The 11,300-nt window shown below is 65.0% G+C and carries 10 protein-coding genes; 5 read left to right on the top strand and 5 right to left on the bottom strand.

All coding sequences use genetic code 11. The features are described from left to right. The first annotated feature begins 73 nt into the window (after positions 1-73). Positions 74-1,705, top strand: a complete 1,632-nt coding sequence (locus GYH26_RS02775; protein ID WP_161540398.1) for a glycerol-3-phosphate dehydrogenase/oxidase — start codon at positions 74-76, stop codon at positions 1,703-1,705. A 237-nt stretch (positions 1,706-1,942) separates the two neighbouring features. Here GYH26_RS02775 and GYH26_RS02770 read toward each other — a convergent pair whose 3' ends face one another. Next, positions 1,943-3,973, bottom strand: a complete 2,031-nt coding sequence (locus GYH26_RS02770) for an alkaline phosphatase (protein ID WP_161540397.1) — start codon at positions 3,971-3,973, stop codon at positions 1,943-1,945. Between the two features lie 247 nt (positions 3,974-4,220). On the opposite strand from GYH26_RS02770, the gene GYH26_RS02765 reads away from it, so the two are divergent. Further along, complete coding sequence (locus tag GYH26_RS02765) at positions 4,221-5,210, top strand: hypothetical protein (protein WP_161540396.1); 990 nt, start codon at positions 4,221-4,223, stop codon at positions 5,208-5,210. Here GYH26_RS02765 and GYH26_RS02760 read toward each other — a convergent pair whose 3' ends face one another. After that, the gene (locus tag GYH26_RS02760; protein WP_174238064.1) at positions 5,211-7,547 is read right to left on the bottom strand and encodes a heavy metal translocating P-type ATPase; all 2,337 of its coding nucleotides are present in this window, start codon (positions 7,545-7,547) and stop codon (positions 5,211-5,213) included. Between the two features lie 25 nt (positions 7,548-7,572). After that, on the bottom strand, positions 7,573-8,211 hold the full coding sequence (locus GYH26_RS02755; protein ID WP_161542350.1) for an apolipoprotein A1/A4/E family protein: 639 nt from the start codon (positions 8,209-8,211) through the stop codon (positions 7,573-7,575). 65 nt (positions 8,212-8,276) lie between these two features. Between GYH26_RS02755 and GYH26_RS02750 the strand changes: the two genes are divergently transcribed. The 3 genes from GYH26_RS02750 to GYH26_RS02740 all read left to right on the top strand — a co-directional run bounded on the left by GYH26_RS02750 (position 8,277) and on the right by GYH26_RS02740 (position 9,520). Continuing rightward, positions 8,277-8,987 carry an ABC transporter ATP-binding protein gene (locus GYH26_RS02750; protein ID WP_369684567.1) on the top strand — a complete coding sequence of 237 codons (711 nt, stop codon included), beginning with the start codon at positions 8,277-8,279 and terminating at the stop codon, positions 8,985-8,987. 72 nt (positions 8,988-9,059) lie between these two features. Beyond that, positions 9,060-9,311: a hypothetical protein gene (locus tag GYH26_RS02745; RefSeq protein WP_014066211.1), complete on the top strand. Its 252-nt coding sequence runs from the start codon at positions 9,060-9,062 to the stop codon at positions 9,309-9,311. Continuing rightward, complete coding sequence (locus GYH26_RS02740; protein WP_014066210.1) at positions 9,266-9,520, top strand: type II toxin-antitoxin system RelE family toxin; 255 nt, start codon at positions 9,266-9,268, stop codon at positions 9,518-9,520. The genes GYH26_RS02745 and GYH26_RS02740 overlap by 46 nt, the downstream gene beginning before the upstream one ends. An 18-nt stretch (positions 9,521-9,538) precedes the next feature. Here the strand turns inward: GYH26_RS02740 and GYH26_RS02735 are convergent, their stop codons facing one another. Together GYH26_RS02735 and GYH26_RS02730 are read right to left on the bottom strand one after the other, a co-directional pair. Further along, entirely contained in the window at positions 9,539-10,045 is a 507-nt protein-coding gene (locus tag GYH26_RS02735; RefSeq protein ID WP_161540395.1) for a hypothetical protein, read from the bottom strand. 6 nt (positions 10,046-10,051) lie between these two features. Then, positions 10,052-11,293: a TolC family protein gene (locus GYH26_RS02730; RefSeq protein WP_161540394.1), complete on the bottom strand. Its 1,242-nt coding sequence runs from the start codon at positions 11,291-11,293 to the stop codon at positions 10,052-10,054. Between the last annotated feature and the right edge of the window lie 7 nt (positions 11,294-11,300).

Genomic DNA, 11,300 nt, shown 5'->3' with positions numbered 1-11,300 from the left:
ACCGGGTAATTCCCTACCGGTGGAAGATCTTTCTGAAAAAGGGATCCCCGCGAGTCGGCTCTACCCTGACTGCATGCAACCTCTTCTGCATCGAGAAGCTTTTCTGGAGCGCCTGCGCAAGCAAGAACAGTGGGATGTGCTCATTATCGGAGGAGGGGCTACGGGGCTGGGAGTGGCGCTGGATGCAGCGGCCCGGGGCTTTCGGACGGTGCTTTTCGAGCAGCACGACTTCGGCAAAGGCACTTCGAGCCGGAGCACGAAGCTCATCCACGGCGGCGTGCGCTACTTGCGGGAAGGCGATCTGGGGCTGGTGCGCGAGGCGCTCCGCGAACGTGCCCGGCTCCGCCACAACGCGCCGCACCTGGTCTGGCCGCGCCTGTTCGTGGTGCCCTGCTACCGCTGGTGGGAGCGGCCCCTCTACGGCATCGGACTCTGGCTCTACGATCGCCTGGCCGGCAAGGGCCGGCTGGGACGGACCCGCCGGCTTGACGCCGTCGAGACGCATGCCCTGCTGCCAACGCTCCGGCGCAATCATCTGCGGGGCGGCCTGGCCTACCCAGACGGACAGTTCGACGACGCCCGGCTGCTGGTGCATCTGGCCTGGACGGCCGCCGAGCACGGCGCCGTCGTGCTCAACTACATGCCCGTCGAGGCGCTGATGGGCACGCGGTCGCGCCTGGAAGGCGTCGTCGTGCGCGATCTGGAGTCGGGCGAGCGCTTCGAAGTGCGGGGACGTGTGATCGTCAACGCGACGGGTGTCTTCGCCGACACCGTGCGCCGTATGGACAACCCGAACGCCACCCCGCTCATCATACCCAGCCAGGGCGTGCATCTGGTCCTGCCCCGACGCTTTCTGCCGGGCGAAGCGGCCCTGCTCATTCCCCGCACCGACGACGGCCGCGTGCTGTTCGTGATCCCCTGGCACGGACAGGTGCTGCTCGGCACCACCGACGAGCCGGTACCGGATCCCGAGCTGGAGCCCCTGCCCACCGAGGAGGAAATCACCTACCTGCTGACGCACGCCGGCCGCTACCTGGAGCCGGCTCCCACCCGGACCGACATCCGCGCCGTCTTTGCCGGACTTCGGCCGCTGGTACAGCGCGGTGGGATGCAGGAAGACACGGCCCATCTATCGCGTGAACATGTGATTCTGGTCTCCCGCCGGGGGCTGGTGACCGTCACGGGTGGGAAGTGGACCACCTACCGGCTCATGGCCGAGGAGACGGTGGACCGGGCGCTGCAGGTGGCCGGTCTGCCGCACCGCACTTCGCCCACCGCCACGCTACGCCTGCACGGTGCCACGCGGCACGTCAATGTGGCCGATCCATGGCACGTCTACGGCACCGACGCCCGGCACCTGCGCCGACTCATGGAAGCCGAACCCGAACTGGCGGCTCCGCTGCATCCCCGACTGCCCTATCGCATGGTCGAAGTCGTCTGGGCTGCACGCTACGAAATGGCCCGCTCCGTCGAAGACGTGCTGGCCCGGCGCACGCGGGCGCTGTTTCTGGACGCGGCCGCCGCGCTCGAAGCGGCACCGGCCGTGGCCCATCGGCTCGCCGCCGAGCTGGGCCGCGACAACACCTGGGTAAATGCGCAGCTCCGTGACTTCGTCGCTCTGGTCCGCCGCTACGTGCCCGATCTGCACGCCCACGACCCGAACGACGCATCGCCTTCTGAGCAAACGGCACCGCGCCGGGACTGATACGATTTCCGGAAAATCATCGTGCATGTGAAAAAGCACGGGGCACCCTGTGGTGCGCTTCTACCGGACAAAAGACAACGTTGCCGCCAGGTAGAGGCGGAGCGCTATTTCGCCCTATCATGTTCGCGGATCGATATTGCACCATCATGCACCGCTAAATCGGCGATCACGCTGTGCAAAAGACAAAGGGGACGGCTCGGCATGAGCCGTCCCCTTTGTTCGTCAAACCAGCAAAGCTCAGCGAATACGTACGACCTGGCGTGAGACAACCTGTTCACCGCTACGGGCTACCACCAGGTAGAGTCCCGACGCGACGCCGGCGCCCGTGTCGTCCCGTCCGTCCCAGGTAATCGTATGCGTGCCCGGCGTCAGCCGTGCCGACGACTGCAGCACACGCACGCGCTGGCCAAGCGCATTGTACACCTCAAGGCTGACCGTCTGCGGCCGATCGATCGCCAGCGTCACGGCCAGCTTTTCACCAAACGGATTCGGATAAGCCTCCACGGCACCCAGCCCGGACCGCTTCTCGTCCGGCAGCCGCTCGTTGCTGGTGGTGGTCACGCCCAGAAAGTCCCGCATAATCGGGAACAGGTCCGTATTGTCGAGCAGCCCGCGGCCGGTAATGCGGCTGGCAAACGCCCCGTCCACGTTGTCGTCGGCGCCGACCCATACGTCCTGCGGCGTGTGGTTGCCCGGCGTGGTGCCGATCGTACCGCCGTTGCCGTTGACGAGCGGGTTCGAGCCGTAGGCGATCACGATACGCCGGGCGTTCGGTCCGGCCGGCTCGGGCCACAATTTGCCCTGAAACTCCACCAGTTCGTACTCCGGAAACCAGCCACCGATTTCATCATCGCCACGGTCGATGTTTTCCGGAACGGGCGTGAACTGGCCGTCGGTCTTTTCGGGCTGGCGGGCATAGGTGCGAATCAACGTGCCGTTCCCCTGCGCGTCTTCGGCATCGTGCAACCCGACCACCGTGAAGCCGCCACATTCATGGTCGGAGGTGCTCAGGATCAGGGTCTGCCCTGCGGTGGCGTCATTCATGAAATTCAACCCCTCCTCGATGGCATAGTCGAAGTCCAGCACTTCTTTGATCATATAATCCGAGCCATAGACGCCGGCCAGTCGATCCGTTCCGCCCCCGTAGACGTCGTCGGCAATGATCGCCTCGACGTCGGCCACGACGGTGTACCGATCGCCCTCGTAGCCGATGCCGCCTGCGTTGGCATGCTCCAGATGATCGATGCGACCGCCCTCGACCACCAGGAAGAAGCCTTTGTCGCTTTTGCGTTTGAGCACTTCGATGGCCACCATGGTCATTTCCCAGAGGGCCGGCTCCCACGGATAGAGCTGCTGGCGCTCGGCCTCGTAGCTGCGGTGCGAGCTGCTGAAGAGGCCCAGCAGTTTGGCGTCGTTCTCCGGAGAGAACTCGTCCAGGCGGTCCAGAATGCCCAGCAGCGCATCACGGCTGTTGACGTACACGTAGCCCCGATCTTTGGCAATTTCGATCAGGTCCACGTTGTCGCTGCGGCGGCCGCTCAGCACCACCGGCTGGCCGTTGCCATCGGTGATGGGCTGGCCGTTGCGGTCGCGCACCGTGGCATTGCCGTTCACGTCGGGATTGTTACGCGGCAGAAAGTGGCGAGCGCCACCGCCCAGAATCACGTCGATCTCCACCCCCACTTTGGGCTCGGGCAGCACCCAGTCGCGGGCCGGATCGTAGCCGGGGCCGGCGTTGAAAATGGCCTCGTATTCTTCCTGGCTGGCCGACAGGTACTGCGCGGCAATATAGTCTTCCAGATCCCGATTCCAGATGTGCGCGGCGAAGGCAGCCGGCGTGGCGTGCGTTACACGCGTCGTGGTCACCAGGCCCACCGCATAACCGGCCTTTTTGGCCGCCTCCAGGATGGTTTCCAGCGGCTCAAACGTCTCCGGGTCGAGCGAAATGAACTCGTTGTCGATCTTGCCGCGCTTGCCCACGGCATAGACCGAGGCGCCCGGCGCCGAGTCGGTAATCCAAGAGTTGAGCGAGTGGGTGGTCACCATAGCGTTGTAACGCAGGCGGTCCTGCGCCAGTAGATGAAAGTTGGGTTCGTCGCTGAAGCGACTACCGGGCCGTCCCTGTCCGAGCGCCATCCGCGTGGCCGTGCGCGGCGCAATGCCGTGGCCGTCGCCGATGTACAGGATCACATGCTTGCGGGTCTGGGCCGTCAGGCTCGCCGGCAGGCAGAGCAACAGCATCAGGGCCCATTGTAACGCGCGTCTCATAGGGCTTGTGGAAGGTTGGGTGAACGGTGTTTCCGGTGCCCGCAACCTACAGCACTGCTGCAAAACGGGTGTTAGGAGGCCGTTAGCGATCCGTTAGCAGACGGTAGTCAAATCGTTAAACCGATGGCAGCGGCTTGTCCGATCGGTCTGTGCATGCTAAACTCGCAGCACCGGAAACTGCACGCTGCATGTTTCAGGACGCTTCAAGCCATCCGTATTTCCCCGTGAGAAAAACCGAGCTGCTATTATGACGCCCCGCGCGCTCCTCTGGATGGTGCTGCTGGTGGTGGCCGGGTGCCGCACGACGCAACCCGTCACGGTCACGCTGCCCGCATCGCTTCCCGAGCCGCCCACCGTACTGCTCCCCTGGCACGACGGCTGGCTACTGGGTGGCGGGACGGTGTTGTGGTGGCTGCGCGACGAACGCCCGATCCACCGCTGGACACTGCCCGCGGCCGTGCAGGGCGGGGTCGTCGATCCGGAAGGCGTCCTCTGGCTGGGCACCGGGGCGGGTCTGGTGCGGCTTGTGGCACCGACGGCCCAACCTGAACGCGTTCCGCTTCCGGCGCTGAATCGCTTCCCTTCGGTGACCGCCCTGACACTGGACGCACAGCAGCGTCTCTGGGTTGCTACCGAGCAGCATGGCGTCTTCCTGCGCGCCGACACGAGCTGGCGACCGGTGCTGGCCGCTGCGCCGGTGTACGCGCTGGCCACCACGACCGACGGCACCGTATGGGTGGGAACCGGTATCGGCCTGTTCCGACAGACATCCGACGGCTGGCTGGTCTATTCGGAAGAGGGTACGGCCAACCACGGTTTGCCCGACAACATCGTCGAACGGCTCGTTGCATTGCCTGAGGGGCTCTGGGTGATCATGAGCGAGGCCGTGAGCTTCTTTCCGGTCGACGAAGTAGATCACCCCGTCGAATTTGCCTACCTCGGCCACCCGGGCAACCGCATCCACGACGTGGTGGACCTGCCGGAGTCCGGCTACCTGCTGACCACGGACGATGGACTCGTCTGGCTACGCGAACTGCCGCATTTCGATACGCACGGTGGTCTCCGGGAGCTGCGCGTGATGGAATACGACCTGGCTCGTCCCCTTTCTTCAGAAAGGCTCGATCTGCCCGACGAGCCGATCACACGCCTGGATCGCCGGGGAAACTGGCTCTACCTGGCCGGCCCCTCCGGCCTGTTTCGCCGGCTGCTCCCTCCCGCTGCACTTGCCCACAGATGATCACGACGCCCGAAAGCGCAGCAGGCGCAGTCCGTTGAGCGAGACGAGCACGGTCGATCCTTCGTGGCCGACCACGGCGAGCGGAAGCGGCAGGCCCTGCAGCAGAATGGCCCCGATCATCAGGCCCATCATGCCGAAGGCGATCGCAAAGTTCACCAGTAGCGTGCGACGTGTGGCCCGGCTGAGCGCCAGCACATAGGGAAGTTGCCCGAGATCGTCGCGCATGAGCACGACGTCGGCCGTCTCCAGCGCCACATCGGTGCCGGCGCCGCCCATGGCGATCCCGACGGTGGCCGCCGCCAGCGCGGGCGCGTCGTTCACGCCGTCGCCCACCATGGCCGCCGCGCCGTAGCGATCGACCAGCGCCTTCACGTGCGCCACCTTCTGGGCGGGGAGCAGTTCGGCATGCACGGCATCGACGCCGGCTTCGCGTCCGATCGCCTCGGCCACATGCCGGTTGTCGCCGGTCAGCAGCGCCACATGCACAACGCCCAGTTCGCGCAACCGGCGTATCGTTTCGGCCGCGCCCGGTCGCAACCGGTCGGCGAAGGCCAGCCAGCCCAGTATTTCGCGCCGTCCGTCACGCTCACGGGCTACCAGTACGGCCGTCTGGCCCTGCCGCGCCAGCGTCTCGACGGCTGCCCGGCCTTCGTCGAACCCATCCGCCGCCTGCCACACCGCCTCGAAGTAGCGCAGGTTGCCCACGTGCACGGTGGCGCCTTCGACCACGGCCCGGACGCCCTTACCCACCACGGCCTGAAAGCCTTCGGCTTCCGGCATCGTCAGTCCCCGCTCACGAGCCGCCGCCACGGTGGCCCGCGCCAGATGGTGCTCCGAGCGCTGCTGCACGGCCGCGGCCAGCCGCAGCAGCTCGTCCTCGGAGAGTCCGGCCGCTTTCCGCACGCCCACCTGCACCAGTCGCGTGCGCCCCTCGGTCAGCGTGCCGGTCTTGTCGAAGGCGATCGCCCGCACGCGCGCCAACGCCTCCACATAGACGCCGCCCTTGAAGAGCACGCCCCGTCGGGCACCGGCCGCAATGGCCGAAAGCACGGCGGCCGGCGTCGAGATCACCACGGCGCAGGGCGAAGCGGCCACCATCAGCGTCATGGCCCGGTAGAAAGCCCGGGCGAACGGCTCGTTCAGAAAGACCACGGGAATCACGATGGCCAGCGCCGTCATCGCCAGCACGCCCAGCGCGTAGGGTTGCTCGAGCCGATCGATGAGCCGCTGCGTGACCGCCTTTTCGCTCTGGGCCTGCTCGACCAGTTCGATCATGCGGGCCAGCGTCGAGGCCGAGGCGGGACGCGTCACACGCACCTCCAGGCTGCCTGTCGTGTTGATCGTACCGGCAAACACCTCCTGACCCGGCCCCTTGTCGACGGGCATCGACTCGCCCGTGATGGACGATTCGTCCAGTGCACTTTCGCCGCGAACGATCACGCCATCAAGCGGCACCCGGTCGCCGGGCCGCAGCACGAAGATCTCACCCACCCGGACTTCCTCGACGGGCACCTCGACTTCCTGCCCCTCCCGCAGCACGCGGGCCCGATCGGGCCGCAGCTCCATGAGCGCCTGAATGGCCCGACGCGATCGGCCGATCGCGTAATGCTGGAGCAGGTTGGAAAGTGAAAACAGGAAAAGCAGCGTGGCGCCTTCGGCCGGCGCACCGATCACGAGCGCGCCGAGCGCGGCCAGCACCATGAGCAGGTCCACGTCGACCGTTCGATGCCGGAGCGCGTCGATCCCGTTGCGCAGCCCGTCCCAGCCACCGAACACATACGCCACCCCGTAGGCCACGGCCGCCACGAGCGGCGCGCCCAGCCGTCCGGCCAGCCAGCCCGTGGCAAGTCCGGCGAGCGTCAGCGCCACGAACAGCGCCTCGCGTCGTGTGCCTTCGAGCCAGAGACGCCAGGAGACTTCCGGCTTCGGGGGTAGCGTGCGCACGCCGAAGCGCTCGACCACGCGGGCCAGTTCCTCCGGCGAGGTCCGGGTCGCGTCGTAGACGACATGAAGCACCCCACCTCGGAACGACACGCGCGCCTGCCGCACGCCCGGAAGTGCCCGGAGCCGACGCTCCAGCGCCAGCGCGCACGTCTCGCAACTACGGCCGCCCTGACCCTGCACGTGCAGCGTGCAGTGGGCCGGACGCTCCTCGAAGGCCGCCACCAGACGCCGCGCCAGCCGCTCGGCGTCGGCCGGCGAGAGCCGCGCCCGGTCGTAGGTAAGCGTCAAGCGCCCCGAAGTCGGGTCCACCTCCACCTGCACCAGTCCGTCCGCTTCGGCTGCCGATTGCTCGACCAGCTCCGCACAGGCCCTGTCCTGAGCTTCGTCGGTCATCAAGAATAACCTCCACTATCTGTTTTCACCTGAGAAACGCAAACAATAGCGCGACGAGCGTGCCGATCTGACCCACCCAGAACAGAAACATCCACCGGATCAGATCGGCCCGAACACCCGCCAACCGCTCTCCGAGGCGCGCTTCGACTTCAGCGATTTGCTTTTCAAGCTTCGCTTCCACCGAGGTAATTCGTTCATTCAGCCGACTCTCCACCTCGGTGATCCGTTCATTCAACCGACCCTCCACCTCGGCAATCTGCTTTTCCAGTTTCGCCTCCACCTCGGTGATCCGTTCGTTCAGACGCGCCTCCACCTCAGCGATCCGTCCGTTCAGCCGACCCTCCACCTCGGCGATCTGCTTTTCCAGTTTCGCCTCTACCTCGGTGATCCGCTCGTTCAGGCGAGCCTCCACCTCAGTGATCCGTTCGTTCAGGCGGGCCTCCACCTCAGTAATTCGTTCGTTCAGACGGGCCTCCACTTCGGTGATCCGATTGTCCAGACGTTTGCCTTCGTCTGTCACCCGTCGCTCAAAGCGCTCTTCCAGGATGCCCAACAGGTTATTGCGTTCGTGATGGGCCGCTTCGTTAAGGAGCGCGACGAGCGCCTCGGCCCCTTCCTCGCCGAGCTTCTCGCGCAACACCCTGGGAACGGTGACGATTGCCATAGACCTGTTTTTTTCAGCAGAAACTCCAGACGCCGTGTTGCAAGTTCCACCACGCGCCTCGTCCAATGCATCCTCCACGACTTCTGGAATGCTCTAACGCCGGGAAACGTTTCAGGATGCAGAAAATGCCAGATTTAGAAGCAATCCGAATTCAGTTCGCCCTGTCATGCTTCCACCGTCGGGGTTTTATCTTTGCCAGGAATAAGCTGCATAACTTTCTGTATGTCCGTCTGGGCGAGCCGCTTCGATGGGGGCGGCACGCTTACAAGCGACAGGTGGGTTTCATGCTCGAAGACCTGGCGTTGATGGAGCGGCTCACCGGTCGCGAGCAGCTCGAACTGGCCGCCCGGCTCTACGGTCTGTCACCGGAACAGGCGACGGCCACGATCGAAGCGCTGGTGGCGCCTTTCGAGGTCGCCACGGCGCTCGATCGCTGGATCGAAACCTATTCGCACGGCATGCGCCGCCAGCTCGCTTTTCTGCTGGCGCTGCTGCACCGGCCGCGGCTGCTCGTGCTCGACGAACCCTTCGAAGCCATGGATGCGCAGGCGATCGAAGCGGCCATCGCATTACTGCAGGCGCGCCACCGCGAAGGTGCCACGCTCCTGATCAGCTCCCACCGCCTCGACAAGCTCGAACGCCTCTGCGATCACCTGGTCGTGCTACACCGGGGACGCGTGCGCTTCGCCGGACCGATGGCCGCTTTCCGCGATCACCTGCCCGAAGCCGCCACCCTGGAGACCGCCTATCTGCGCTGGCTTCGGGAGAGTGATTGAGCTGCTGAAAGGAACGAGGTTGTCGGACTGATGTGTAAAAGCCCAGTATCCCAAAATCTCCACCAGGTGCTTATGCCCTCTGAAAAAGCACGGATCCAGTTCATTACCGATCAACGCGGACGGCGTATTCGAGCCGTTTTGCCGCTTAAGCGGTATCGAGAGCTTCTGGAAGCCGAAGAGGAGCTCGAAGCCATTCGCGCCTATGACCAGGCCAGAGCTTCAGAAGACGAAGCCATTCCTTTTGAGCAGGCGCTCCGTGAAATAGAAGCGCAGCGTCAGTGCCGTACGAAGTCTTCATCCTTCGAAGCGCCCAGAAAGCGTTAGCCGACCTACCCGAACGCGACTATCAACGCGTGTGCCGGGCTATCCGCGCGCTGCGGGACAATCCACGGCCGCCCGGAAGCAAAAAACTGACCGGCCGCGAAGGCTGGCGCCTGCGTATCGGAGCGTACCGCGTCATCTACGAAATAGACGACGCACAACGGCGCGTCACGATTCTGGCTATTGGCCACCGGCGGGATATCTACCGCTGAATCTTGCCGGTATGGACATCAGTCTTCGTGCGGTTCTTCAGCTTCTTCGGCCGCTTCCGGTCCGGGCACCGGGGAGCGCGTCGTTTCCTGCAGCGCAGCGCCGGTGATTTCCGGGTGGCTGATGCGGCCGCCCAGGTTGGCCGCATAACCCACCACACCCAGCACGACCAGCGCCAGCACGAACAGCGCCGTGCGCCAGGCCGGAGCAACGGGTCCCCGTCGCAGCAGCGTCCCCAGCGACAGCACGCCCAGTGCGATCGTCAGATAGGCGGCCAGGTTGCCCGTCTCTTCGTGCGCCTCGATGGCATCGTGCGAGCGCCCCAGTTCCTCAACGATCTCTTCGGCGCCGTGCCCGCTGAAGTAAGCGGCCACGGCACCCAGCGCGCCCAGCACGAACAGCATCAGCGCCACGCGCACGACGCTTTCCTCGCGCCGCCAGGCGCCGTAGAGCCCGACCAGCAGGCCCAGCAGCACCGCAAACAGCGGCAAATGATTCGTCAGCAGGTGCAGGTGTGCAGCGTTCATGTGATCTCAGGGGTTGGTGAAGGTCAGTTCATGTCCCAGAAATCGCTCCAGTTCGATCAGCTGGTGATAATAGTCCCGAAGCGCCTCATAATAACGCTGCTCGCTTTCCAGAACAAGCCGCTGCGCGTCGAGCAACTCGATCAGGCTGACTTCACCCAGACGGTACCCGCGTTGCAGACGGTGCAGGAGCGTGCGCGAACGGTCGCGGATCTGACGGGCGTAGCGTTCAACGACGATGCGGGCCGTCTCGTAGCCATGCCAGGCCTGTTCGGCCTGTTTTTTGAGCTGGAGACGCAGGTCTTCCAGCTCCCATCGTCGCATTTCATAGAGGGCACGGGCTTCGCGTACACGTCCCCGATATCCCGGCAAAAAACCCAGAGGGAGTGAGATTCCGATCTGAAAGCCTACGAATCGATACCCGCTTCCGTAATCCTGGGGATAGACGTCCAGTTGCAACTGGGGCAGTAGCGAGGCCCGTGCCTGTCGGATGTTCACTCGGGCCGCCTGGAGCTGCGCCTGCTGGCTGTGTAGTTCGGGCAACTGATCGAGGCGTGCCAGCACTGCCTCCTGGGGAATCTCGACGGTCACATAGGCGAGGGTGTCCGGAAAGACAATGTCGTAGCGCTGCGCTTCCGGATCGAGTCCGACGGCCCGAAACAGTTCGTAGCGAGCCTGCAGGAAGTCGCGGCGTGCGGTTTCCAGCCGCGACTGCGCGTCGGCCAGCTGGATTTCGGTGCGCGCCACCTCCAGATCGGTTGCCAGTCCGGCCGCCACACGCGCCTGCACCGCCTCTCGGAGTTGCTCGAGTAGGGCGACCTCCTCCTGTCGGAGATGCACCAGTTCCTGCGCGTAGAGCACGTCGGTATAGGCGCGTTTTACGTCGGCGCGGATGCGCGCGGTCGTGGCTTCCAGTTCGGCCGTCAGCGCCCGGGATTCCAGGCCGTTGGCTTGCAGGCGATAGTACGTAACCAGCGGGAAGTCGATGCGCTCGACCAGCGTCCAGCGCTGCTCGGCGAAGGCCTGACCGCTCCCGATGCCTTCGCGAAAAAAGTAGAGCTGTGGCGTTTCGATCCCATAGGCTTGAAGCCTTCGCCCCTGTAGCGCCTCCTGCCGGGCGCGCAGCGCCTGCAATTGGGGATGGTGGCGCAAGGCCAGGGCCAGGGCCTCCTGAATGCCTAGCGTGTCCGGGGCGGGCGCGACGTTGGGATTGCCCAGCAGCAGACTCAGTCCCAGCAGCAAACCCAGCATGACTTGT

It is taken from the genome of Rhodothermus marinus, from assembly GCF_009936275.1.
Classification (GTDB): Bacteria; Bacteroidota; Rhodothermia; order Rhodothermales; family Rhodothermaceae; genus Rhodothermus; species Rhodothermus marinus_A.
The sequence above is the reverse complement of the archived record's forward strand: the minus strand, read 5'-3'. Positions and strand labels throughout refer to the sequence as shown.

Bases quoted from the DNA above. Each gene is read 5' to 3' on its own strand.
- GYH26_RS02775 (WP_161540398.1), top strand. From the start codon at position 74: ATGCAACCTCTTCTGCATCGAGAAGCTTTTCTGGAGCGCCTGCGCAAG.
- GYH26_RS02770 (WP_161540397.1), bottom strand. From the start codon at position 3,973: ATGAGACGCGCGTTACAATGGGCCCTGATGCTGTTGCTCTGCCTGCCG.
- GYH26_RS02765 (WP_161540396.1), top strand. From the start codon at position 4,221: ATGACGCCCCGCGCGCTCCTCTGGATGGTGCTGCTGGTGGTGGCCGGG.
- GYH26_RS02760 (WP_174238064.1), bottom strand. From the start codon at position 7,547: ATGACCGACGAAGCTCAGGACAGGGCCTGTGCGGAGCTGGTCGAGCAA.
- GYH26_RS02755 (WP_161542350.1), bottom strand. From the start codon at position 8,211: ATGGCAATCGTCACCGTTCCCAGGGTGTTGCGCGAGAAGCTCGGCGAG.
- GYH26_RS02750 (WP_369684567.1), top strand. From the start codon at position 8,277: ATGCATCCTCCACGACTTCTGGAATGCTCTAACGCCGGGAAACGTTTC.
- GYH26_RS02745 (WP_014066211.1), top strand. From the start codon at position 9,060: ATGCCCTCTGAAAAAGCACGGATCCAGTTCATTACCGATCAACGCGGA.
- GYH26_RS02735 (WP_161540395.1), bottom strand. From the start codon at position 10,045: ATGAACGCTGCACACCTGCACCTGCTGACGAATCATTTGCCGCTGTTT.
- GYH26_RS02730 (WP_161540394.1), bottom strand. From the start codon at position 11,293: ATGCTGGGTTTGCTGCTGGGACTGAGTCTGCTGCTGGGCAATCCCAAC.